Below are 21,462 nucleotides of genomic sequence, written 5' to 3'. Positions count from 1 at the left end.
ACCCCTCGATGCGCTGCTTTCCCCGCCTTTTGCTGATCGACCGCGACGGTGTTCTGAACGAAGACCTGCCGACGAGCGTGCGTACGCTGGCGGAGATGCGGTTGATCCCGGCGGCGGTGGCGGCCCTGGGTGCCTATACCGCGACGGGTCGGAGGGCGGCGCTGATTACCAATCAGGGGATTCTTGGGCGCGGCCATGTAGCGCCTCAGGTCTTCGGGGCCATTCAGCTTCGGCTGATCAAGGCGCTGGCGGACGCGGGCGGGCGGCTTGCGTCGGTCCATATCGCCCCCGATCCGCGCGACGGGCTGACCCCACGCCGGAAACCCGGCCCCGGCATGCTGTTGGAAGCCATGCACCAGCATGGCGCTTCCCCTGATGAAACACTGTTCATCGGCGATGCGCTGACCGATGCCGAAGCGGCGGCAGCGGCGGGCGTTGCCTTCCGGCTGGTCTTGACCGGCAAGGGCGCCGCCAGTGCGGCGGCACGCCCCGATCTACCCGCTTACCCTAGCTTGGCGGCGGCCTTGGCCGACCTCGGGGGCGCGGCATGAGGCGGCTGGCCTATGGCCTCGGGGCGTTGGCGCTTGCCTATGGCGGCGGCTTTGGGCTGTTCATTGCCGAGGTGCCGAACCGTAGCGCGCAGGATCAAACCCGCACCGACGCTATTGTTGTGCTGACCGGCGGGCGGCAGCGGCTGTCAACCGGCTTGAAGCTGCAAGCGCAGGGGTTGGCCAAGCAGGTCTTTATCTCCGGCGTCAATCCCGATGTGGAGCCGGAAGAACTGGCGGGCTTTGGCCCCAACGGCAAAGCGCAGATCGATTGCTGCGTGATCCTGGGGTATGCGGCGGCCAATACGCTGGGCAATGCGGCGGAAACGGCGGCTTGGGCGAAGGCGACCGGCGTGCGCTCCATCCGGCTGGTCACCGCTGCCTACCATATGCCGCGCAGCCTGTTCGAACTGAAGCGCGCCGCGCCGGGCCTCGCGGTCATTCCCCATCCGGTGTTCCCGCCCGGCTTTCCCGAAGGAAGCTGGATGCGCGCCGGGGGCTTGACGCTGCTGGTCAGCGAATATCACAAACTGTTGCGCGCCTGGGCGCGGAGTATCGTTACCTTGGGGGAAGCATGATCGGCCTGCGTTCGGCGGTCTTCAATATCGTCATAATCGGCTGGTTCTTTCTGGTGGCGGGCCTGCTGTTGCCGGTAACGCTGCTGCCGCGTGCGGCGGCTTGGTGGGTGGTGGAGTTTTGGGCGCACAGCAGTCTGTTCCTGATGCGGGTGATCTGCGGGATACGACTGGAGGTGCGGGGGCGGGAGAATTTACCCACTTCCGGCGGCTATATTCTGGCCGCCAAGCACCAGTCGGCCTTAGAAACCCTGGCGTTTCTGACCATTGCCCGCCGTCCGGCCTATATTCTGAAGCGCGAACTGCTGTTTTTGCCGCTGTTCGGTTACTACCTGTGGCGCTTCGGGCAGATCGCCGTGAAGCGCGGCGCCGGGCAGAAGGCCATCCATAGCGTCGGTAAAGCGGCGCTGCCGGTGCTGGCGGCGGGGCGGCCGATTGTCATCTTTCCGCAGGGCACCCGCACCGATCCGGGCACCCACCGCCCCTATCGCGGCGGTGTGCAGCATCTTGCGCGCCTGTCGGGGGTGCCGGTAGTGCCGGCGGCCCTGAATTCTGGTGTTTTTTGGGGGCGGAATGCCTTCCGCAAATACCCCGGCACGGTGGTCATTGAGATTTTGCCGCCGCTGACCGTGCCCGCCGAACCGCGCGCTGCCTTCATGGCGGCGCTGGAGGGGGCCATCGAACCTGCGACTGCCCGGCTGGAAGCGGCGGGCTGGGCGTCTAGGAAACCCGCTTAACGCGCAACCGTCCGACCCGCGCCCGCACGTCTGGCGGGGCGAGGCAGGTGGCGAGGGCTTCGTAGCCCAGTGCGCCGGGATGGGGCGCGACATAGAAGGGCGGGCTGTGATTGGCCGGGCAGAAGAGAATAGCGCTGTCCGCCCCGGGGTCCGACAGATCGAGAATTGCGCTGGATCGGGTCATGACGATCAACGGGCGGCTGCCGGGGGGGCGACGGCGTAGGAAAGCGCCCAAGGCGTCCTGGGTCGCGGCCTCCAGACCCTCTTCGACTAGATCGACCACCAACGGTGCCGGGCTTCCGGCTTCCAGCCCGGTCACCAGGGCAATCAAAGCATCGGACAAGTTGGCGCCGTCCCCCGTCAGCCAGTCGAGCGCTCGGTGGACGCGGGCCGCAAGGGCTGGATCAGCCGTCATCAATGCTGCCGCAGGGCCGATAGGGCGCTCCAATCCCAGAAAGCGCGCGTCGGGAAGAGCCTCGGCCAAACAGTGCGCCAGCCGGGTTTTACCGCTACCGAGGGGACCGGTGAGATAGGTCAGCGCAGGCAACCCGCGTACCTCGAAACGCTCGCCGCCCCACGGCCACGGCAGATCGAAGGCCGCCGTCACCGCTTGGGCGGGTGGGGCCAGCCGGGCAAGGTCGGCCTGGGTGGGTATTCGGCCCTGGGCGAGGTCGGCCCGCAGGGTCTGAATGCGGGCAAGCGTGTCGGCAAGGCTGCGTGCTTGGGCGGTAAGGCTGGCGTGGTGGGCCGCCAGGAGGACATCGAGATCCCCGCCCGCCCCCGTCAGCACGCGGCCAATCTGTGCTAGACTGAGACCGAGGCGGCGCAAGGTCACGATTTCGGCGGCGCGGGCCAGGGTGGCGGGGCCATAGACGCGCCACCCGGCGGCACTGCGCTGTGGGCTAAGCCAGCCGCGCTGTTCGTAAACCCGCAGCGCTTTGATCGAAATGCCCAGCCGGGTGGCGGCTTCGGCAGGGCTTAGGGCGGGGGCGGTCGGCGCCATCGGAAAACCTCGCAAGGGGACAACCCGGTGGTTATGGGGGGCGGCCCTTGGGGCCGGGTCAAGCCGAAACCTGCGCGCCCCCCGACGCGCCAAAGCTTGAGCCGCCCCGCCAAACGGGTTAGACCCGAAGGGCAGCCTTAAAAGGAACCCGCCGCCGATGGTCTCGCCCGCCCCCCGCACCGTTTCGCTCCATCTGGTGTCCGATTCAACGGGCGACACGGTGCATGCCGTCGCCCGCGCCTGCATTGTGCAGTTCGAGGGGGTGGAGCCGGATATGCATATCTGGTCGCTGGTCCGTTCGGGCAATCATATGAGCAAAGTGCTGGCGGGGATTGCCGCAAAACCCGGCCCGGTGCTGTTTACGATGGTGGACGATAAGCTGCGCAAACAGTTGCAGGACGAGTGCCGCACGCTGCAAGTGCCGCTGATCCCGATCCTCGATCCGGTGATCGGCGCGCTGGGGTCGTACCTCGGCCTCTCGGGCAGTAAGCAGCCGGGCAAGCAGCATACGCTGGATAATGACTATTTCCGCCGTATCGACGCGATGACCTACACCCAGAATCACGACGACGGCCAAGCCTATTGGAACCTCGAGGAAGCCGACGTCGTGCTGGTCGGCGTGTCGCGAACATCGAAATCCCCGACCTGCATGTATCTCGCCAATCGCGGCTACAAGGCCGCCAATGTGCCCATCGTTCCCGGCGTGCCGTTGCCGGATGAACTGCTGACCTGCAAGAAGCCGCTGATCGTTGCTTTGACCAACGATCCCAACCGGCTGGTGCAGATCCGCCGCAATCGGCTGAAGCAACTCTCACAGGACGATAGCACCAGTTACACCGACATCGATCGTGTGCGCGCCGAAGTGACGGCGGCCCGCCGTCTGTTCGAAGAAAAGGGCTGGCCGATCATCGACATGACCCGCCGGTCCATCGAAGAAACCGCCGCCGCTGTGATCCAGCTTTTGCAGGAGCGGGAGCATCCCGGCGAAATCCACCCCCATACCCATATCCGGTCAGGACATTCGGCATGAGCCCGCCGCTGATTCTCGCCTCGGGCAGCGCCACCCGCCTCGCCCTGCTGCATAACGCCGGGCTGACGGTGGAAGCGGTGCCCGCCGCTATCGACGAAGCGATGGTCAAGGAATCCCTGCGCGCCGATGGCGCCAGCGCGGCGGATGTTGCCCAGGAACTCGCGCATCTCAAGGCCGAACGCGTCTCCCGCCGCTTGCCCGGTGCGATGGTATTAGGCGCCGATCAGATGCTGGAGTGCGGTGGCACCTGGTTCGATAAGCCTGCGACCATGGCGGCGGCGATTGGGCAGTTGCAGGCGCTGGCGGGCAAATCCCATAAACTGATTACGGCGGTTGCCATTCACCGCGATGGCGCGTCGATCTGGACGCACCGGGCGGTGGCGACCCTGACCATGCGGCGGCTGACCGACGCGCAGATCGACGCTTATCTGCACCAGACCGGGCCGGGCATTCTCAGCAGTGTTGGCGCCTATCATCTCGAAGGCTATGGCGTGAACCTGTTCGAGCGCATCGACGGCGATTTCTTCACCATCCTCGGGCTGCCGTTGCTGCCGCTGTTGGATTTTCTGCGTCATCACAAGCTAGGGCTGGTTTAAGTGAGCGATCTTAAGCTCGCCGCCGTTATTGGCTGGCCGATCCATCATTCCCGTTCGCCCAAGTTGCACGGCCATTGGTTGAAGCAGTATGGGATTTCCGGAACCTATATCGCCCTGCCGATCCGGCCCGACGATTTGGCCGATTGCCTGCCGCGCCTGCCGAAAATGGGCTTCACCGGCTGCAATCTAACCATTCCGCATAAGGAAATCGTGTTGCCGCTGGTGGATGAGATCGACGCGGCGGCCCAGGCGGTTGGGGCGGTCAATACGGTGACATTCCGCGACGGGCGCATCTTCGGCACCAATACCGATGTCTATGGTTTCATGGAATATCTGCGCGTCTCCGTGCCGGGGTTCCGCGCCGATGCGGGGCCTGCCGTGGTACTGGGGGCCGGGGGGGCGTCGCGTGCGGTGCTCTATGGGCTGGTGGAGGCGGGGGCGCGGGAAATCCGCGTCGTTAACCGCTCCAAAGCCCGGGCAGAGGCGCTGATCCAGCATTTCGCCCGTCCGGGGCTAACCCTGCACGCCGTGGACGAAGCCGGGGCGGCGGAGGCTGTGGCGGGGGCGTCGCTTCTCGTCAATGCCACCAGCCTCGGCATGACCGGCCAGCCCGATCATACGATCACGCTCGATGGGCTGGCGGCGGGGGCCATCGTCTATGATCTCGTCTATAGTCCGCTCGAAACCAGCCTGCTGCGGCAGGCGAAAGCGCGCGGGCTGCGGACGGTCGATGGTCTGGGGATGCTGCTGTATCAAGCAAAACCCGCCTTCGAACGCTTCTTCGGCGTGACGCCGGAGATTGACGACGCCCTGCGCGCGGCGGTGCTGGCCTAACCGATGCCGCGCCGCGCCCGCCCGCTGATCCTCGGCCTCACCGGCTCCATCGGGATGGGTAAGTCGGCGACGGCGGCGATTTTTCGGCAGTTTGGCTTACCGGTGCAGGATGCGGATGCGGAGGTGCATCGGCTGTTGCGGGAGGATAAGGCGGCGATCCGGGCGATTGCCGAAGCCTTTCCTGGCACGGTGGAAGACGGGCGCGTGCTGCGGCCCAAGCTAGGGGCGGCGGTGTTCAACAATCCCCCGGCGCTGCGGCGGTTGGAGGCGATTCTGCACCCGCGCGTCAGCGCCGCGCGGAGTTTGTTTCTAAAGCGAAACGCTCGCCACTGGCTGGTCGTTCTCGATATTCCGCTGCTGTTCGAAACCGGGATTGATAAGCAATGCGACCGGGTGATGGTCGTCACGGCCCCAACCCAGGTTCAGGCGGCGCGGGTGTTGCGGCGACCGGGGATGACCCCAGCGCGGCTTCAGGCGATCCGGGTGCAGCAATGGCCGGACCTCGCCAAACGGCGGCAGGCCGATTATATCATTCCCACGGGGCTAGGCCGGGCGGTAACGCGGCGCGAGGTGATGCAGGTTTTGCGCGCCCTGCGCCGGGCGCCGCCGCCGGTCGGCCCACTGCTTCGTTCCCCTCCCGCCGGACGTAGGGCCTATGCGCGAAATTTGTCTCGATACCGAAACCACCGGCTTTGATCCGGCATCGGGCCACCGCATCGTCGAAATCGCTTGCATCGAGTTGATGGACGGCAGCCCGACCAGCCGCCCGCCCCTCCACCTCTATATCAATCCCGAGCGCGACGTGCCGGAGGATGCTTTCCGCGTCCACGGGCTATCGACCGAGTTTCTGGCCCAGCACCCGCCCTTCGCCAAGATCGTCGATCAGTTTCTCGACTTTATCGGCAGCGATAGCCGCCTCGTGATCCACAATGCCGAATTCGATATGCGCTTCTTGAATGCGGAGTTGAAGCGCTGCGGCAAGCCGCGGATCGCCGAAGACCGGGCCTTCTGCACGCTCACCCTCGCCCGGCGCAAATTCCCCGGTTCCCCCGCCAGCCTCGATGCGCTGTGCCGTCGTTTCGAGATCGACAATAGCCACCGCGTCAAGCACGGCGCCTTGCTCGATACCGAACTGCTGGCGGAGGTTTATGTCGAGCTGCTGGGCGGCAAGCAGCGCGGCCTTAATCTCGCGGGGATGGAGGCGGAGGAGGCGTCGGGCCGCCCGGCCGCGCCGCTGACCGCGCCGAACCGCCCGCCGCGCCCGCCCCGGCCCCATGCCGCAAGCGCCGAGGAATTGGCCCGGCACGCGGCTTTCGTCGCGAAACTCAAGAATCCGATTTGGCTGGCGCTGGCCGAAGGGCCGGACGCAGCAGCAGCGCCGAAACCGCAATAGCGGTTAGGGCCGCCGCCGCGACGCCCGACCAACCAAAGCCGCTCCAGGCATACCCGAGGCCCGCCCCTAGCGCGCTGGAGCCAATGTAATAGGCGATAAGATAGAGGGCGACCGTGCGACTTTTCGACTCGCCGCCGCGACGCCCGACCAGGGTGGAGAGGCACGCATGGGCGGCGAAAAAGCCGAAGGTCATTAAGGCAACGCCCCCGGCAATCGGGACCAAATGGTCGATCAGCAGGGCAGCCTGCCCGGCGGCGGTCAGCGCGAGGGCGAGCGGCAGTGCCCTTCCCGCCCCCCAGCGGTCGAGCCAGCGTCCGCCGACCGTTGTGCCGACCATGCCCGCCACATAGGTTAGGAACAGCAGGCCCACGGTTTTGTGATCGAGGTTGAACGGCGGCGCCAGCAGGCGGAAGCCTAGGTAGTTGTAGGTCGCGACGAATTGGCCCATCAACAGCCCGCCCATCAGCGCGAAATTGCGTAAGCCCGGGTCGCGGGCATGGTGCAGCAGGGCGCTCAGGTAAGGCCGTAAAGCGATGCGGCGCGGGGTAAAGCCCTGCGGGGTTGGGCAGCAGCGCCAGAAGACCAGCAAGCAGACCAGGCCGACCAGGTCGATCCCGGCTAAAGCGCCGCGCCAACCCAGCCAATCGGCGAGAAACCCCGCCAGTACCCGCCCGCTCATGCCGCCAAAGACGGTTCCGGCCAGATAGAGCCCCATTAACCGCCCCAAGGCGCGCGAGTCCACTTCTTCGGCAATCAACGCCATCGCATTGGCGGGTAGGGCGGCTAAGGCAATCCCGAGGGCGGCGCGGGCGATCAGCAGCAGCGGCCAGGACGGGCTGAGCAGGCTTGCCAGCGTCGCCAACGTCGCCCCGGCCAGCGCGATTTGCAGCACGCGGCGGCGGTTCGTGCGCTCGGTCAGCGGCCCGACCAGCGGCAGGGCAACCGCCAGAATCAGCGTGGTCACCGACAGCGATAGCGAACTGCTGGACGGGGACAGGCTGAAACTTTCGGCCAATAGCGGCAGCAGCGGTTGTACGCAATAAAGGTGGGCGAAGGTTGCGATGCCCACGGCGATCATTGCCGCCGCAAAGCGGTTATAGCCGGGGGCAGACGGGGCAAGGGGGGTGTTTCCGGTCATTCTTTGGGCAGGATGAGCCGGGGCGAGCGCCCCGACAAGACCAGATCGTTAAAATTTGGTCGGCAGAGTTGACGGATCACTCATGTTCCAGCATCCTACCGACTACACCGAGACGAAACTCGGGCGAAAGAAGCGAAAAAAGCTTCGCATGGGGGAGGTACCTAGACGTGGCGAGCACCGCTATTCTGGAAGCGCGGGGGCTGACGAAGCAGTTTTCGGGCTTCACAGCCGTTAAATCAGTCGATCTATCGGTCAAGGAAGGCACGATTCACGCGCTGATCGGCCCGAATGGCGCCGGAAAATCGACGGTTTTCAATCTGCTGACCAAGTTTCTCATTCCGACCAGCGGGCAAATATTGTACCGCGGCGAGGATATTACCTCGGTCGAAGCGGCGGCCATCGCCCAAAAAGGACTGGTGCGGTCCTTCCAGATTTCGGCGGTTTTCCCGCATCTCAGCGTGCGTGAAAACGTGCGTGTCGCCCTACAGCGCAAGCGCGGCGGCTGTTTCGATTTCTGGCGGTCGGAAAAAGTGCTGGATCAGTACAATGACCGGGCCGATGAACTGCTGAACGCGGTCGGCCTTGCCGAGTTTCGCAACCATACGGCGGTCGAGCTTGCCTATGGGCGCAAGCGCGCGCTGGAAATCGCCACCACCCTGGCGCTGGAGCCGACGGTGATGCTGCTCGATGAGCCGATGGCGGGCCTGGGGCGCGAAGACATCGGTCGCATCGCCGCGCTGATCAAGAAATCGGCGCAGGGCCGCACCGTGTTGATGGTGGAGCATAACCTGTCGGTCGTTGCCGACCTGTCGGATAAAATCTCTGTCCTGCAACGGGGCGAGATCATTGCCGAAGGCACCTACGCCGAAGTATCGCAGAACCCGCAGGTTATCAGCGCTTATATGGGGTCCGGCCATGGCCACCACTAATTCCGCCGCCCCGGCCCCGCTGCTGGAGGTCCGCGACCTTCATGCCCATTACGGTGAAAGCCATATTCTGCATGGGATGGAGTTCAACGTTCGCCCGGGCGAAGTCGTCACCCTGCTGGGTCGCAATGGCGCGGGCAAAACGACGACGCTGAAATCGATCATGGGCCTTGTCGGCAAGCGCACGGGAACCGTGACCTTCGACGGCGAAAACCTGATCACCCACGCCCCCCATACGATTGCCAAGCGCGGCATCGCCTTCTGCCCGGAAGAGCGGGCGATTTTCTCCGCCCTCTCGGTGGAGGAAAACCTGATGCTGCCGCCGGTGGTGAAGCCGGGCGGCATGACGGTCGATGAAATTTACGCGATGTTCCCGAACCTCAAGGAACGCAAACGCAGCCAGGGCACAAAACTGTCGGGCGGCGAGCAGCAGATGCTGGCCATCGGCCGGATTCTGCGCACCGGCGCGACCTTGTTGATGCTGGACGAGCCGACGGAGGGGCTGGCCCCGGTCATCATCGACCGGATTGGGGAGACCATTCGGGAAATCAAAGCGCGCGGTTTTACCGTGCTGCTGGTCGAACAGAATTTCCGCTTCGCCGCGACGGTCGCCGATCGTCACTACGTCGTGGAAAACGGGCGGGTTGTCGATGCCATCTTGGCCGATGAACTCGAGAGCAAAACCGAGGATCTGAAACGGTACCTCGGGGTTTAACCGACTGGATCGGACATTTTGGGGAGGATAATCCGATGACGAAGCAGACCAAGGTTTCGTTGCGTACGGCCTTGCTTGCCGGGGCAGCTCTGCTGGCCGCTGGCAGCGCGCAGGCGCAACTGACCGATGATGTGGTGAAGATTGGCGTGCTGACCGACGGGTCGGGCGTTTATGCCGATGTGGGCGGCTCGGGCAGCCTTGAAGCCGTGAAGATGGCGATTGCCGACTTCGGCGGCACGGTATTGGGCAAACCCATCGAAACGGCTTTTGCCGATCATCAGAACAAGGCCGATATCGCCGCCTCGATCGCCCGCAAGTGGATCGATGCCGATAAGGTCGATGTGATCACCGATCTGCTGAATTCCGCCGTGTCGCTGGCCGTGCAGGAAATCGGTAAGGAAAAGAATAAGGTCATTCTGCACAATGGCGCCGCCAGCTCCGATCTATCGGGTAAGGCCTGCGCAGTCACCGGTGTGCATTATACCTACGACACCTACGCGCTCGCCAAGGGCACCGGTACCGCGACCGTGAAGCAGGGCGGCGATACTTGGTTCTTCCTGACCGCTGATTACGCTTTCGGCCATGCCCTGGAACGCGATACCGCGGCCGCCGTGACCGCGAATGGCGGGAAGGTGTTGGGCAGCGTCCGCCATCCGCTGTCCAATGCCGATTTCTCGTCCTTCCTGCTGCAAGCGCAGGCCAGCAAGGCGAAGGTCATCGGTCTTGCGAACGCCGGTCTTGATACCGTGCAGACGATCAAACAGGCGGCGGAATTCGGCATCACCCAGGGCGGTCAGCGCTTGGGCGGGATGCTGATTTTCTTGACCGACGTGCATTCGCTTGGTCTTCAGACCGCCCAGGGCCTGACCCTAACGACCGGCTTCTACTGGGATCTGAACGACGAAACCCGTGCGTTCGGCAAGCGCTTCTTCGATAAGGTCAAGCGCATGCCGACGATGGTGCAGGCGGGGGTTTACTCCTCGGCGCTGCATTACCTGAAGGCGGTTCAGGCGGCCGGGACCGACGATGGCACGAAGGTTGCCATGAAGATGCGCGAACTGCCGGTGAACGATATGTTCGCCAAGAACGGCAAGATCCGCACCGATGGGCGCATGGTCCACGATATGTATCTTGCCCAGGTGAAAACCCCGGCCGAATCGAAAGGCCCGTGGGATTATTATAAGATCCTGGCGACCATCCCGGGCGATGAAGCCTTCCGTCCCGAAAAAGACGGCGGCTGCCCCCTGGTGAAGTAAGCACCCAGGTTTCCATCACTGTCGGCCTCTGCGCCCGTTGCGGCGCAGGGGCCCGGCCCTGACCCGGATTCCCGTTATGACTGAAATTTTCGGCGTACCGGCGGCGGCCCTCTATGGGCAATTGCTGATCGGTTTGATCAACGGCTGTTTCTATGCGCTGCTCTCGCTGGGGCTGGCGATCATTTTTGGTATTCTCAACGTCATCAATTTTGCCCACGGCGCGCTCTATATGATGGGCGCCTTTGTGGCGTGGATGCTGTTGAACTATGCGGGAATCGGCTATTGGCCCGCCCTTCTGCTCTCGCCGATCATCGTCGGGGCGATTGGCATTGTCATCGAACGGCTGCTGCTGCGGCATCTGTATAAGCTCGACCATCTGTATGGCCTGTTGCTGACCTTCGGGTTGACGCTGCTGGCGGAAGGGGCGTTCAAGCAGGTCTTCGGCGTGTCGGGCCAGCCCTATGCGATCCCGGACGCGCTGCGCGGCGGTCAGAACCTCGGCTTCATGTTCCTGCCGAACTACCGCGCCTGGGTGGTGGTTGCCGCCTTAGGCGTCTGCCTTGGCGTCTGGTTGATGCTGGAAAAGACCCGCCTGGGGGCGACCCTGCGGGCCGCGACCGAGCGCCCAGAAATCGTCCAGGCGTTCGGCATCAACGTGCCGGTGATGATCACCCTGACCTATGGTTTCGGCGTGGCGCTTGCCGCCTTCGCCGGGGTGCTGGCGGCGCCGATCTATCAGGTCGGGGCGCTGATGGGGTCGAACCTGATCATCGTCGTCTTCGCGGTCGTCGTGATCGGCGGCATGGGGTCGATCCTAGGATCAATCCTAACCGGCGTTGCCCTTGGGATCGTCGAAGGTTTGACCAAAGTTTTCTATCCCGAGGCATCGAGCACGGTGATTTTCGTGCTGATGATCCTGGTGCTGCTGGTCAAGCCAGCGGGCCTGTTCGGCAAAACCGCGTAAGGGGAGGGTTCGATGTCGCCTGCCGCTCTTCGGTCCTTCCTGATCTTCACGCTGCTGTTCGCGGCGGTGCCCTTCACCGGTCTTTACGAGATCACGGTGATGAAGATCCTGTGTTTTGCGCTGTTTGCCTGCGCGTTTAACCTGCTGCTTGGCTTTGCCGGGCTGCTCAGCTTCGGTCATGCCGCCTACTTCGGCGGGGCGGCCTATGTAACGGCCCATGCCGCCAAGGTTTGGGGGCTGACGCCCGAATTGGCGCTGCTGCTTGGGATGCTGACGGCGGGGGCGATGGGGGCTATCTCCGGCGCGATCGCTATTCGCCGCCAGGGCATCTATTTCGCCATGATCACCTTGGCGATGGCCCAAATGGTGTTCTTCGCGGCCCTGCAAGTGCCCTTCACCCACGGGGAAGACGGTATCCAGGCTGTGCCGCGCGGGAAATTGTTCGGGCTGATCGACCTCGCGCCAACCACGACCATGTATTACTTTGTGCTGATCGTCGTGCTGGCGGGGCTGCTGCTGATCTACCGCACTGTGCATTCGCCGTTCGGCCAAGTGCTGAAGGCGATCCGCGAGAACGAACCGCGCGCCCGGTCCCTCGGCTATTCGGTAGACCGGTATAAGCTGCTGGCCTTCGTGCTCTCGGCGTCGCTCGCCGGGTTGGCCGGGTCGCTGAAGGCGATCACCCTGCAACTCGCCAGCCTGTCGGACGTGCATTGGACCATGTCGGGTGAAGTGGTGCTGATGACCCTGCTCGGCGGCATCGGCACGCTGTTCGGCCCCATTGTCGGCGCCGGGATCATCGTGCTGATCCAAGATTATCTGGCCGAAACGGGCGCGTGGGTGACGATCATCACCGGCGGTATTTTCGTCGTCTGCGTCATGCTGTTCCGCCGCGGGATCGTTGGCGAGCTGCCGCGCCTGCTGGGGCTGTTCACGAAGAAGAACGCCTGATTTAGCGCGCGTGTTTTCAAGAGCCGCCCCCGGAAGCCCGGGGGCGGCTTTTTGCATGTCAGCGCCGCGTAAACGCTATTGCAAATCGCTCGCAATATCTGCAAACTCCCGCCTGTTAAGAATGCGTCGCAGTACGCAGCGAGGGGCCGTTTCACCGGCAAGCGAGGACCAAGATGGCGAAGATGATTAAGCGTGCGAATATCGTTGCTCTGACCGCGACCGCCCTGTGGCTGGCCGGAACGGCGCTGGCGTCGGCGGCGGAAGTGAACGTCTATTCGTCGCGCCATTATCCGACCGATCAGGCCATGTACGATAAGTTCACCGCCGAAACGGGCATTAAGGTGAATGTCGTCCAGGGTGATATCAATGGCCTCGTCCAGCGCTTGCAGCGCGAGGGTGCCAATTCCCCCGCCGATGTGATCATCACCGTCGACGCGGCGAACCTCTACATTCTGAAGAACGCCAAGCTGTTGCAGCCGCTGAAGTCCGCCACGGTGGACGAGGTGGTTCCGGCCAATCTACGCGATCCCGATGGCAATTGGTTCGCCATTGCCCTGCGCTCGCGCGTTATTGCCTATAACACCGATAAGGTGAAGCCCGCCGATATCGCCACTTACGAAACACTGGCGGACCCGAAGTTTAAGGGCAAGGTGCTGACCCGCTCCTCGAACCATACCTATAACCTGTCGCTGATCGCGTCGATCATCGCCAATGACGGCGCCGATAAAGCGCAGGATTGGGCCAAGGGCCTCGTCGCCAATCTCGCCCGCGCCCCGCAGGGCGGCGATACCGATCAGTTGAAGGCGATTGCCGCCGGGGAAGCCGATATCGCCCTGACCAATCATTATTACTACGCCCGCCTCAAGGGTGGGTCGGACGCCGATAAGAAGATTGTCGAGAAGATCGGCATCGTCTTTCCGAACCAGGACGGTCGCGGCGCCCACATCAATATCTCCGGCGTTGGGCTGACCAAGCACGCGCCGAACAAGGCCGATGCAACGAAGTTCTTGGAATTCCTAATCAGCAAGGATGCCCAAAAGGTGATGTCCGCCGGGACGATGGAGTTTCCGGTGCGTGCCGATGTGGACGCCGACCCGATCCTCGCCAGCTTCGGCAAGTTCAAGGCCGATACCCTGAACCTCGCCAAGATCGGCGAAGCGACGCCGGACGCTTTGAAGATCGCCGACCGCGCCGGTTGGCGCTAAGCTAGGGGACTTTGGGCATCGCCTCGGCGGTGCCCTTCCCACGCCAGCGGAGGCAGTAATGCAGGGCGACCGGCAAGCGATCCAATACCTCAATAAGATCCTGTTCAACGAGCTGACGGCGATCAACCAGTACTTCCTGCATGCGCGCATGCATAAGAATTGGGGGTTTCAGCGGCTCGGCGATAAGACCTATCACGAATCCATCGACGAGATGCGCCACGCCGACTGGCTGATCGAGCGCATTCTGTTTCTGGAAGGCCTGCCGAACCTGCAGGATCTCGGCAAGCTGTTGATCGGGGAAGATGTGCCGGAAGCCCTGTCGGGCGATCTGCGGATCGAAACCCAGGCCCGCGCCGATCTGATCGAAGCCATCGCCTATATGGAAGACATTAAGGATTACGCCAGCCGCGACCTGCTGACGAAAATCCTGGTCGATACCGAAGAGCATATCGACTTCCTCGAAACCCAACTGTCGCTTATCGAGCAGATCGGCTTGCAGAATTATCTGCAAAAGCAGGTCGAACCGCTCAAGAGCTAAGCCGCCACGGGGGCCGCATGATCGTTTGCGTCTGCAATGCCTTGAGCGAACGGGATATGATCCGCGCCCGCGAAAGCGGCGCCGCAACGCTCGCGGCCCTCTATAAAGCCCACGGCTGCCAGGTTAAATGCGGCCGTTGCGTCGGCCACGCCCGCAGCCTGCTGCCGGAAGCGCCGGTCGAGCGGCGGCGGCAGATGGAGCCTGCCGGGGCCTAAGCCCTCGCCGTTTCAAGCGCCGTATTCAGCAAACCGCAGAAGCCGATCCTTCTGCGGTTTTTTTGCATGTATATAGATCGTAAACGATTAAATCGTGTGATTGACAAATGTCGAGTGAAGGAAGATATTGATCGCACGATAAATAATCGCGCAAACCTGAAAGGAGCCGATCATGACCAAAGCCCTGCTGTTGGCGTCTGCCGCCGTAGCGCTCGCCGCTACCGCCCCCGTTCATGCCCAACAAGCACCCGCCGTGCGTAACATCGTGCTGGTTCACGGCGCCTTCGCCGACGGGGCCGGGTGGCGCGGGGTTTACGATCAGCTTTCGGCGCGCGGCTATAAGGTCAGCATTGTGCAAAACCCGCTGACCTCCTTCGAGGATGATGTGGCCGCAACCCAGCGCGTTATCGCGCGCCAGGATGGGCCGGTTCTTCTGGTGGGCCACTCCTATGGCGGGGCCGTGATAAGCCAAGCGGGGGCTAATCCGAAGGTTGCCGGGCTGGTCTATGTTGCCGCCTTCGCGCCGAACGTCGGCCAGTCGGTGCTCGATCAATATGCCGACATTCCGCCGCCGCCGAACTTCAACCCCGACGAACAGCCGGATGGCTTTGCCTTCCTCAAGGCTGAAACCTTCCGTGCCGGGTTCGCCGCCGATATCAGCGCGGATGATGCGGCGTTCCTGCAAGCGTCGCAGGTGCCTATCGCCCTCAAGGCGCTGCAAGCTAAGCTAACGGTCGCGGCGTGGCAGACGAAGCCGAGCTGGGCAATTGTTGCCACCGAAGACGGCGCGATTGCGCCGGACTTGCTGCGGAAGATGGCCACCAAGATCGGCGCCCGAACGACCGAGATTAAGGGCAGCCATGTGGTGTTTCTATCGCAGCCGAAAGCGGTGGCCGAGGTAATCGATACGGCAGCGAAGGGCGCGGTAAAACCTTAAGACCTCGGTTTCCCTGGGGGTGCCACCGCTCCCAGGGAACTCTTTGGAAGAGGCTTACGCCGCGTCCTTATCCAAGGCCGCCGTGCGCTTGCGCATATAGGTCCAGGCGGCCTTCGTTGCCATTTGATGCAGCACGCCGCGTGCGGGCAGGCCGATGGCTTTGAAGATCATCGCCATGCCGCGATCCACATGGTGCGGGCGGTAGAAGGCATAGGCCCGGCGGGCATAGGCGCGGTTGAAGGTGCGGCGGTCGTAGGGGGCGTTCTGCCCATTCGCCGCATAATAGGCATAGGCTAATTCATCGTCTTCGGTTTCCGTAAGACGGGTGGCGGCGACGCGCAGCCGCTGCCAACGGCCCAGGCCTTCTTTTTCAAGGTATGTCTTAAGGGTGCTGTAGAACAGCTTGTAATGGCGCAATTCATCGGCGGCGATGGCGGCGCAAATTTGTTGCAGGACAGGCTCCCGCGTTCCGTCCTTAATGGCGGTGTACCAGGAGCTTGTGCCGGTTTCGACGATGCAGCGGGCGATCAATTCCCCCGCGCGGCTGCCGCGCACCGACTCCTGCGCATCAAGGGGCAGGCGATAGCCAGTGGTGAAGGCATGGAACGCACGGTCGAAATCGAAGCTGGGATCGGCCAATTCGGCCCAACGGCGCAGCGCTTGACCGTGCCGAACCTCTTCTTCGGCCCAAGCGTCGGTCGCGGCGCAAAACGCCGGATCGTCGCGAAAGACATTCTTAAGGTAAACGGCGTATTCATAACCATTATGTTCGACCAAGGCCGCCGCCTTCACGACTTTGACGGTCTCGGGATCGACCAGGTTCGCCTGGAAGCGGTCCCAGGGAATATCGTCCAGGCTCCAGCCTTTCATCGTGTCACCTTCGGCTCTTCTGTCCGTTGCGGGATGCGGTGTGGCAAGAGATGGGGGGCGAAAGCCCGTCTGCCAAGGTATCCCGGTTCTGCCGCATGCGGGCGGCACGTCCGGCCTCATGCTTACCGCGCCGCACAACGGGTGTCCATGGCGGTCATGACGGGGTGGGCCTGCAGGGCGGTCGGAATCTTGCCGCAAAAGGCCGCAATACTGGTTCGGTCGCAGAAAGCGGCAGAGCCGCTTCAGGGAGGGATCGCCCAATGACGCACGGATACCATAGCGCTTTGGCCGCCATCATCGCCCAAAAGAAGACGTTGGACGGCATCATCTCGGCGCGCGACGAGGCGGCGCGGGCGTCGGCCCAGCGCGCCGCCGCTGAACTGCTGCGGCAGCGCAACTTATGGCGCACGCAGCTTCTGCCGCGCCTTCAGCACGCTTTGCACGATATCAACGAAGCGTTGGAAGAGGCGCAGATCCAACTGCGCGAAATTCCCCAGCGCGGGCCGGAACCTTTCGTCGGGTCGGTGATTTTCGTGCTGTTTATCGACGGTCAACCGGTGCCGCAGAAGCTGCGCATCGGCTGTGACCGTGCGGGGACGCTGAGCGTGCAGCGGCTGGAAGCGACGGAGACCCAGGTGGAAAGCCTCGCCGCTACCGCGCTCGATACCGAAGCGGCGGGGCGGCTGCTGACCGAGTTCATCAGCTTCATCTGCGACCGGCGCTTTAGCCAGCTTCAGGCCTGTGCGTGATCGGTTCGGCGGTTCAGGGGCTGGAGGAGCGGGCGTTGAACGCCTGGCCCGCGCCGCAGACGCTGATCTGCAGCGGTTGGGCCGTGCGGGCCGCCGGCGGCTATACCAAGCGCGCCAATTCCGCCAATGCCCTGGCGGGGGCGGCGCCGGTGGAGACGGTTGTTGCGCCCGTGGAGGCGGCTTATGCCCGCCTGGGGCAGCCGTCGATCTTTCGTCTGTCGCCGCTGGCGCCCGCCGGGACCGATGAGTTTCTGGAAGCGATTGGCTATGCCGCGCTCGACCCAACGCTGGTCTTGCACCGCCCTACTGCCGCCGCCCCGCTACCGCCCGATGTTCAGATCGATCATGTCTTAACCCCGACGTGGGCGGAGGGGTTTGCGGCGGCCAATGGGGTGCCGCCCGCCCGCCGGGCGCTGCACGACCGCATTCTGGCCGGGATCGTGCCGCAGACGGGGTTTGCGACGCTGACGCAGGCCGGGGCGCCGCTCGCCTATGCCTTGGGCGTCGTTGAGCGTGGGGCGGTTGGCATTTTCGATGTCGTCGTCGCCCCCGCCGCCCGCCGCCGGGGATACGGGTTGCGCATTACCGAAGCGCTGCTGGCCTGGGGGGCGGCGCAGGGGGCGCGTGAAGCCTATTTACAGGTGGTGGCGGCGAATACCCCGGCGCGGGCGCTCTACGCCGCCCTAAGGTTCGCCGAGGCCTACCCGTACCATTACCGGATCAAGCCTGCGCCGTGATCTTTTTGACGGTATTGGTGGTGGAAAACCCGGCTTCGAGGTTGGCCAGCACTACCTTACCCCCGCGCTTCAGCACCAGATCGGACCCGACAACGGTTTCAACCGTATAATCGGCGCCCTTCACCAGCACATCGGGTTCCAGCGCCGCGATCAGATCATAGGGCGTATCCTCGCCGAACAGCACCACGGCATCGACGGCCGCCATCGAGGCCAGAACGATGGCGCGGGCCATTTCCGACTGGATCGGGCGGCTATCGCCCTTGAGGCGCTTGACCGAGGCGTCGGTATTGAGGCCGACGACCAACCGGTCGCAGGCCGCCTTCGACTGGCCGAGCAGCGAGACATGGCCGGGGTGAATAAGGTCGAAGCAGCCGTTGGTGAAGCCGACCTTCAGCCCTTGGCGGCGCCAGGCGCCGATCAGGTCCAGCGCCTGACGGCGCGAGACGATCTTCTGTTCCCCCAGGGCAAGGTCGCTGCCCTGCAAAGCGCTAGCAAGTTCTTCGAGGCGGCAGACGGCGGTGCCGATCTTGCCGACGACGATGCCCGCCGCAGCATTGGCCAGCAGGCAGGCGTCTTGCAGCGAAAACCCGGCGGCGAGGGCGGCGGCCAGCCCGGCCACCACCGTATCGCCCGCGCCGGATACATCGAAAACTTCCCGCGCCGTGGCGGAAACATGGAAGGGGGCGGCGTCGCGCGTTACCAGGGTCATGCCTTCCTGGCTGCGGGTGACCAGGATTGCCTCAATGCTCGTCGTTGCCAGGATATGGCGGGCGGCGGCCAGAATGGCGGCTTCGGAATTGGTGGCAAGGCCGGTTGCTTCCGCGAGTTCGGCCTTGTTCGGCGTGACCAGCGTTGCGCCATTGTAGCGCGTCCAATCGCGGCCCTTGGGATCGACGATGACCGGGACGCCCTTACGCTGGGCCAGGGTCAGCAGGGCGCGCAGGGTTTCTGGGCAGAGAACGCCCTTACCATAGTCGGACAGGGTCAGCGCGCCACTGTCGGTCAGCGCTTCTTCGGTCCGTTGCAGCAGGTCGGCGATGGTGGCCGGACGCAGCGGGGAGATTTCTTCCTGATCGGCGCGCAGCAATTGTTGCGATCCCGCAACGAAGCGCGTTTTGACAGTCGTTTGCCGCCCGGCTTCGACCAGCAGATGCGGCTCGACCCGCTCTTCCCCGGCGATCAGGCCGGTGATGCCGTGGCCGGTGGCATCGTCGCCGACGACCGAGACAAAACAGCAGTCGGCCCCCAGGGCCAGTAGATTGCGCAGCACATTGCCCGCGCCGCCCAACACGGTGGTTTCCCGCTGAATGCGCAGAACGGGGATCGGTCCTTCCGGCGAGATCCGCTCGACCATTCCGTAAACGAAACGATCCATCATCACGTCACCAACCGCCGTCACGCGGGCGGACCGCAGGGCTTCCAGGCGGGCGGCGAGGTCGATGAGCTGCGACATAGAAGGCTCCTTAGGCTCGGGCGCGGTCGCGCGCTTCGGTCAGCAGGCGGTCGAACTGATCGGTGATGCGGTCGATGTCGAACGCGCGGTCGGCATAGGCGCGGCCCTTGGCCGCCATCGCCGCGCGCAGGGCCGGGTCGGCGCGCAGGCGGCGGGCGGCGGCGATAAACCCCGCCTCATCCGCCGGGGCGGCGACGAGGCCCGCCGCTTCCCGCTCGATCAACTTGGCGGCAAGATTGTCGAGCGGAATGGCCCCGAGGATTGGCCGGTTGGCGCACAGATAGGCGAGGGTCTTCGACGGCACGGAATAGACGCCCGCATCCGGCTCTAGCAGGACGACTAGCACCGCGCCGCTACCGATAGCGTTCGGAACCTCGCTAAACGGCTGGAACGGCAGCAGGATAAGATTATCCAGCCCCTCCCGCGTCTTGGCATCTTTGAGCCACTCGGCGCCGATCCCCTCGGTCACCACCAACACCCGCACGTCGGGATCGTCGCGGAAGGCGCGGGCCAGGGCGGCGAGAAGTTGCGGATTATGCTTTAGGCCCAGGGTGCCCGAGTACATAAAGACCGTCTTGCCGACGAGATCATGGGCCTGCGACCAGGGGTTATCCTGCGGGCGCGGCGGTAGATCGTCGCGCGCGCCCCAGTTTTCGATCACGGCAATTCGGTCGCGGCCAATGCCTTCGGCGGTCAGCAGCGGCACGAAATCTTCGGTGATCGCGACAATGCGGTCCGACGCGCGCCACAGGCGCTTTTCCAGTGCCTTGTACCAGCCCCCGATCAACCCGCCGACGACGGGCAGTTTCGCGCGCAGAATTTTATCAATCGCAACGCCGTACACATCCTGATGCCAGAACAGAAAGCCGCAGCGGCGCTTTTTGGCGAGACGCAGCAGTTTGGCTTGCGGATCAAGCGGGGCATTGCCGCCGAGGATCACATCGGGCGCAAAGGCATCGACGGTGCGCACCAGCAGGTCGGCATAGGCGCGTTCCTGCAACGCCCGGCGGACGAAATTATACTTCTGGAACGGTTCGCCCAAGGTCAGGGCGCGCAGGTGCAGGCTCGGCGGATCGTCCGGGCGCGGCGCCAGCGGGCCTTTCGGCGCTTGAAACTCGCTGAAGGTCAGGTGCAACACCTCGTGCCCGCGCTTGGCCAGCGCCCGCGCGAGTTGCACCGGAAACGCATGGCCCGGATAGTCGTGGAAGGCGATTTTCACGAACGGGACTCCCGCCGCTGCAGGCGGCGTTCATAAAGTTTCGCATCGACCAGAAAGCGGAACCAAAAGGTCTGAAGGACGTAGTAGATCAGCCCTTCTTTACCGTCGAGGAACCCCAGCCGGATGATATAGCGATACAGAAACAGCAGCAGCGCCCGCAGGAACAGCGGCGCTTTGTAATAGCCGCCGCGCAGGGCACGCTTGCGCTGGACCGGATTTCCGCTCAAATCAGGTTGAACCAAGCCTTCGGCGGCGGTCGCTTCTTCGATCTCATCCGCTTCGGCATCGGCCCAACGATTGTGCCGCGCCGTCCATTCGGCCAGCGTCATGCGCTGATCGTCGATCATCGGTTCGTGAATCTGGGCGGTCGGCCCGTCGCACAGGAAGTGCTGGTCGTATTTGCGGCTTTCGCAACGGCCATGCCCGGTTTTGAACAGGCGCATGTGCCAATTTGGGTATAAACCGCCCCGGCGCAGCGCCCGGCCCAGGAACATCGTCAGGCGCGGTAGAAAATATCCGGTTACCGGTCCGGCAAAGCCTTGCTGCTTAAGCGTCAAAATGGCATTAACCAATCCGTCGGACAATCGCTCGTCCGCATCGAGGTGGAGTTGCCAGCCGTAGGCCAGGGGTAGGGTTTCGATGGCCCAATTGCGTTGGGCGCCGTAGTTTTCGAAGGGATGATGAACCAGATGCGCCCCCGCCGCCCGGATCAGATCGAGCGTTCCGTCCGTCGATCCGCTATCGACGACGTGGATATCGTCGGACACGCGGGCCGCGCTCGCCAGGGTCGCGGCGATGCTGGCTTCGGAATTGAAGGTCAGGATGACGACGGAAAGGGCCATGATATCCGGTTCGGTCAGGCGCTGGGGCGGG

The 21,462-nt window shown here is 63.8% G+C and carries 25 protein-coding genes; 19 read left to right on the top strand and 6 right to left on the bottom strand.

What is annotated here, in order from left to right:
• Nucleotides 1-8: 8 nt before the first annotated feature.
• From CHR90_RS07180 to CHR90_RS07170, 3 genes are read left to right on the top strand one after another with little or no spacing between them, the layout of a single operon-like run.
• Nucleotides 9-551, top strand: coding sequence for an HAD-IIIA family hydrolase (locus CHR90_RS07180; protein WP_094408310.1), 543 nt, complete (start codon nt 9-11; stop codon nt 549-551).
• Nucleotides 548-1,126, top strand: coding sequence for a YdcF family protein (locus tag CHR90_RS07175; RefSeq protein ID WP_094408309.1), 579 nt, complete (start codon nt 548-550; stop codon nt 1,124-1,126). Before CHR90_RS07180 ends, CHR90_RS07175 begins: the two co-directional genes overlap by 4 nt.
• A complete protein-coding gene (locus CHR90_RS07170; RefSeq protein ID WP_094408308.1) occupies nt 1,123-1,860 on the top strand; it encodes a lysophospholipid acyltransferase family protein in 738 nt (245 codons plus the stop codon). Before CHR90_RS07175 ends, CHR90_RS07170 begins: the two co-directional genes overlap by 4 nt.
• Here CHR90_RS07170 and CHR90_RS07165 read toward each other — a convergent pair.
• Nucleotides 1,844-2,863, bottom strand: a complete 1,020-nt coding sequence (locus tag CHR90_RS07165; protein WP_094408307.1) for a MerR family transcriptional regulator — start codon at nt 2,861-2,863, stop codon at nt 1,844-1,846. The genes CHR90_RS07170 and CHR90_RS07165 overlap by 17 nt on opposite strands.
• A gap of 157 nt (nt 2,864-3,020) precedes the next feature.
• Between CHR90_RS07165 and CHR90_RS07160 the strand changes: the two genes are divergently transcribed.
• The 5 genes from CHR90_RS07160 to dnaQ are packed head-to-tail and all read left to right on the top strand — an operon-like array spanning nt 3,021 to nt 6,716.
• On the top strand, nt 3,021-3,893 hold the full coding sequence (locus tag CHR90_RS07160) for a pyruvate, water dikinase regulatory protein (protein ID WP_094408306.1): 873 nt from the start codon (nt 3,021-3,023) through the stop codon (nt 3,891-3,893).
• On the top strand, nt 3,890-4,489 hold the full coding sequence (locus tag CHR90_RS19520; RefSeq protein WP_188775389.1) for a Maf family protein: 600 nt from the start codon (nt 3,890-3,892) through the stop codon (nt 4,487-4,489). The genes CHR90_RS07160 and CHR90_RS19520 overlap by 4 nt, the downstream gene beginning before the upstream one ends.
• A complete protein-coding gene (locus CHR90_RS19515; RefSeq protein ID WP_188775387.1) occupies nt 4,490-5,323 on the top strand; it encodes a shikimate dehydrogenase in 834 nt (277 codons plus the stop codon).
• 3 nt (nt 5,324-5,326) lie between these two features.
• Complete coding sequence (coaE, locus tag CHR90_RS07150) at nt 5,327-6,019, top strand: dephospho-CoA kinase (RefSeq protein ID WP_170941326.1); 693 nt, start codon at nt 5,327-5,329, stop codon at nt 6,017-6,019.
• On the top strand, nt 5,979-6,716 hold the full coding sequence (dnaQ, locus tag CHR90_RS07145; protein ID WP_094408305.1) for a DNA polymerase III subunit epsilon: 738 nt from the start codon (nt 5,979-5,981) through the stop codon (nt 6,714-6,716). Before coaE ends, dnaQ begins: the two co-directional genes overlap by 41 nt.
• On the opposite strand, the gene CHR90_RS07140 is transcribed toward dnaQ, so the two are convergent.
• Nucleotides 6,649-7,854 (bottom strand): MFS transporter, encoded by a 1,206-nt coding sequence (locus CHR90_RS07140; protein ID WP_094408304.1) that lies wholly within the window; start codon nt 7,852-7,854, stop codon nt 6,649-6,651. The genes dnaQ and CHR90_RS07140 overlap by 68 nt on opposite strands.
• Before the next feature lie 167 nt (nt 7,855-8,021).
• Between CHR90_RS07140 and CHR90_RS07135 the strand changes: the two genes are divergently transcribed.
• From CHR90_RS07135 to CHR90_RS07095, 9 genes are all read left to right on the top strand, one after another.
• Entirely contained in the window at nt 8,022-8,783 is a 762-nt protein-coding gene (locus tag CHR90_RS07135) for an ABC transporter ATP-binding protein (RefSeq protein ID WP_094408303.1), read from the top strand.
• The gene (locus CHR90_RS07130) at nt 8,770-9,495 is read left to right on the top strand and encodes an ABC transporter ATP-binding protein (protein ID WP_094408302.1); all 726 of its coding nucleotides are present in this window, start codon (nt 8,770-8,772) and stop codon (nt 9,493-9,495) included. Before CHR90_RS07135 ends, CHR90_RS07130 begins: the two co-directional genes overlap by 14 nt.
• A gap of 35 nt (nt 9,496-9,530) precedes the next feature.
• The gene (locus tag CHR90_RS07125) at nt 9,531-10,751 is read left to right on the top strand and encodes an ABC transporter substrate-binding protein (protein WP_094408301.1); all 1,221 of its coding nucleotides are present in this window, start codon (nt 9,531-9,533) and stop codon (nt 10,749-10,751) included.
• A 76-nt stretch (nt 10,752-10,827) separates the two neighbouring features.
• Nucleotides 10,828-11,715: a branched-chain amino acid ABC transporter permease gene (locus CHR90_RS07120; RefSeq protein ID WP_094408300.1), complete on the top strand. Its 888-nt coding sequence runs from the start codon at nt 10,828-10,830 to the stop codon at nt 11,713-11,715.
• A gap of 12 nt (nt 11,716-11,727) precedes the next feature.
• Entirely contained in the window at nt 11,728-12,666 is a 939-nt protein-coding gene (locus tag CHR90_RS07115) for a branched-chain amino acid ABC transporter permease (protein WP_094408299.1), read from the top strand.
• A gap of 173 nt (nt 12,667-12,839) precedes the next feature.
• Complete coding sequence (locus CHR90_RS07110) at nt 12,840-13,871, top strand: Fe(3+) ABC transporter substrate-binding protein (protein ID WP_229671580.1); 1,032 nt, start codon at nt 12,840-12,842, stop codon at nt 13,869-13,871.
• Between the two features lie 58 nt (nt 13,872-13,929).
• On the top strand, nt 13,930-14,409 hold the full coding sequence (bfr, locus tag CHR90_RS07105) for a bacterioferritin (protein ID WP_094408298.1): 480 nt from the start codon (nt 13,930-13,932) through the stop codon (nt 14,407-14,409).
• A gap of 17 nt (nt 14,410-14,426) precedes the next feature.
• The gene (locus CHR90_RS07100; RefSeq protein WP_094408297.1) at nt 14,427-14,624 is read left to right on the top strand and encodes a (2Fe-2S)-binding protein; all 198 of its coding nucleotides are present in this window, start codon (nt 14,427-14,429) and stop codon (nt 14,622-14,624) included.
• Nucleotides 14,625-14,796: 172 nt separating this feature from the next.
• Nucleotides 14,797-15,561: an alpha/beta fold hydrolase gene (locus CHR90_RS07095; protein ID WP_094408296.1), complete on the top strand. Its 765-nt coding sequence runs from the start codon at nt 14,797-14,799 to the stop codon at nt 15,559-15,561.
• 54 nt (nt 15,562-15,615) lie between these two features.
• Here the strand turns inward: CHR90_RS07095 and CHR90_RS07090 are convergent, their stop codons facing one another.
• On the bottom strand, nt 15,616-16,431 hold the full coding sequence (locus CHR90_RS07090; protein ID WP_094408295.1) for a ferritin-like domain-containing protein: 816 nt from the start codon (nt 16,429-16,431) through the stop codon (nt 15,616-15,618).
• Nucleotides 16,432-16,691: 260 nt separating this feature from the next.
• Here CHR90_RS07090 and CHR90_RS07085 point away from each other — a divergent pair, with 260 nt between their 5' ends.
• Both CHR90_RS07085 and CHR90_RS07080 read left to right on the top strand, forming a co-directional pair.
• Nucleotides 16,692-17,180 (top strand): hypothetical protein, encoded by a 489-nt coding sequence (locus CHR90_RS07085; RefSeq protein ID WP_094408294.1) that lies wholly within the window; start codon nt 16,692-16,694, stop codon nt 17,178-17,180.
• On the top strand, nt 17,177-17,917 hold the full coding sequence (locus tag CHR90_RS07080) for a GNAT family N-acetyltransferase (protein WP_212668635.1): 741 nt from the start codon (nt 17,177-17,179) through the stop codon (nt 17,915-17,917). Before CHR90_RS07085 ends, CHR90_RS07080 begins: the two co-directional genes overlap by 4 nt.
• On the opposite strand, the gene rfaE1 is transcribed toward CHR90_RS07080, so the two are convergent.
• The 3 genes from rfaE1 to CHR90_RS07065 are packed head-to-tail and all read right to left on the bottom strand — an operon-like array spanning nt 17,901 to nt 21,431.
• Entirely contained in the window at nt 17,901-19,370 is a 1,470-nt protein-coding gene (gene rfaE1 / locus CHR90_RS07075; RefSeq protein WP_094408292.1) for a D-glycero-beta-D-manno-heptose-7-phosphate kinase, read from the bottom strand. The two genes, CHR90_RS07080 and rfaE1, sit on opposite strands and share 17 nt — an antisense overlap.
• Before the next feature lie 10 nt (nt 19,371-19,380).
• Nucleotides 19,381-20,589, bottom strand: coding sequence for a glycosyltransferase family 4 protein (locus CHR90_RS07070; RefSeq protein ID WP_094408291.1), 1,209 nt, complete (start codon nt 20,587-20,589; stop codon nt 19,381-19,383).
• Complete coding sequence (locus tag CHR90_RS07065; protein ID WP_094408290.1) at nt 20,586-21,431, bottom strand: glycosyltransferase family 2 protein; 846 nt, start codon at nt 21,429-21,431, stop codon at nt 20,586-20,588. Before CHR90_RS07065 ends, CHR90_RS07070 begins: the two co-directional genes overlap by 4 nt.
• Between the last annotated feature and the right edge of the window lie 31 nt (nt 21,432-21,462).

The organism is Elstera cyanobacteriorum (assembly GCF_002251735.1).
GTDB classification, from domain to species: Bacteria; Pseudomonadota; Alphaproteobacteria; order Elsterales; family Elsteraceae; genus Elstera; species Elstera cyanobacteriorum.
Note: the sequence above shows the minus strand (reverse complement) of the source record. Positions and strands in the feature narration are given on the sequence as shown.

Bases quoted from the DNA above. Each gene is read 5' to 3' on its own strand.
- CHR90_RS07180 (WP_094408310.1), top strand. From the start codon at position 9: ATGCGCTGCTTTCCCCGCCTTTTGCTGATCGACCGCGACGGTGTTCTG.
- CHR90_RS07175 (WP_094408309.1), top strand. From the start codon at position 548: ATGAGGCGGCTGGCCTATGGCCTCGGGGCGTTGGCGCTTGCCTATGGC.
- CHR90_RS07170 (WP_094408308.1), top strand. From the start codon at position 1,123: ATGATCGGCCTGCGTTCGGCGGTCTTCAATATCGTCATAATCGGCTGG.
- CHR90_RS07165 (WP_094408307.1), bottom strand. From the start codon at position 2,863: ATGGCGCCGACCGCCCCCGCCCTAAGCCCTGCCGAAGCCGCCACCCGG.
- CHR90_RS07160 (WP_094408306.1), top strand. From the start codon at position 3,021: ATGGTCTCGCCCGCCCCCCGCACCGTTTCGCTCCATCTGGTGTCCGAT.
- CHR90_RS19520 (WP_188775389.1), top strand. From the start codon at position 3,890: ATGAGCCCGCCGCTGATTCTCGCCTCGGGCAGCGCCACCCGCCTCGCC.
- coaE (WP_170941326.1), top strand. From the start codon at position 5,327: ATGCCGCGCCGCGCCCGCCCGCTGATCCTCGGCCTCACCGGCTCCATC.
- dnaQ (WP_094408305.1), top strand. From the start codon at position 5,979: ATGCGCGAAATTTGTCTCGATACCGAAACCACCGGCTTTGATCCGGCA.
- CHR90_RS07140 (WP_094408304.1), bottom strand. From the start codon at position 7,854: ATGACCGGAAACACCCCCCTTGCCCCGTCTGCCCCCGGCTATAACCGC.
- CHR90_RS07130 (WP_094408302.1), top strand. From the start codon at position 8,770: ATGGCCACCACTAATTCCGCCGCCCCGGCCCCGCTGCTGGAGGTCCGC.
- CHR90_RS07125 (WP_094408301.1), top strand. From the start codon at position 9,531: ATGACGAAGCAGACCAAGGTTTCGTTGCGTACGGCCTTGCTTGCCGGG.
- CHR90_RS07120 (WP_094408300.1), top strand. From the start codon at position 10,828: ATGACTGAAATTTTCGGCGTACCGGCGGCGGCCCTCTATGGGCAATTG.
- CHR90_RS07115 (WP_094408299.1), top strand. From the start codon at position 11,728: ATGTCGCCTGCCGCTCTTCGGTCCTTCCTGATCTTCACGCTGCTGTTC.
- CHR90_RS07110 (WP_229671580.1), top strand. From the start codon at position 12,840: ATGGCGAAGATGATTAAGCGTGCGAATATCGTTGCTCTGACCGCGACC.
- bfr (WP_094408298.1), top strand. From the start codon at position 13,930: ATGCAGGGCGACCGGCAAGCGATCCAATACCTCAATAAGATCCTGTTC.
- CHR90_RS07100 (WP_094408297.1), top strand. From the start codon at position 14,427: ATGATCGTTTGCGTCTGCAATGCCTTGAGCGAACGGGATATGATCCGC.
- CHR90_RS07095 (WP_094408296.1), top strand. From the start codon at position 14,797: ATGACCAAAGCCCTGCTGTTGGCGTCTGCCGCCGTAGCGCTCGCCGCT.
- CHR90_RS07090 (WP_094408295.1), bottom strand. From the start codon at position 16,431: ATGAAAGGCTGGAGCCTGGACGATATTCCCTGGGACCGCTTCCAGGCG.
- CHR90_RS07085 (WP_094408294.1), top strand. From the start codon at position 16,692: ATGACGCACGGATACCATAGCGCTTTGGCCGCCATCATCGCCCAAAAG.
- rfaE1 (WP_094408292.1), bottom strand. From the start codon at position 19,370: ATGTCGCAGCTCATCGACCTCGCCGCCCGCCTGGAAGCCCTGCGGTCC.
- CHR90_RS07065 (WP_094408290.1), bottom strand. From the start codon at position 21,431: ATGGCCCTTTCCGTCGTCATCCTGACCTTCAATTCCGAAGCCAGCATC.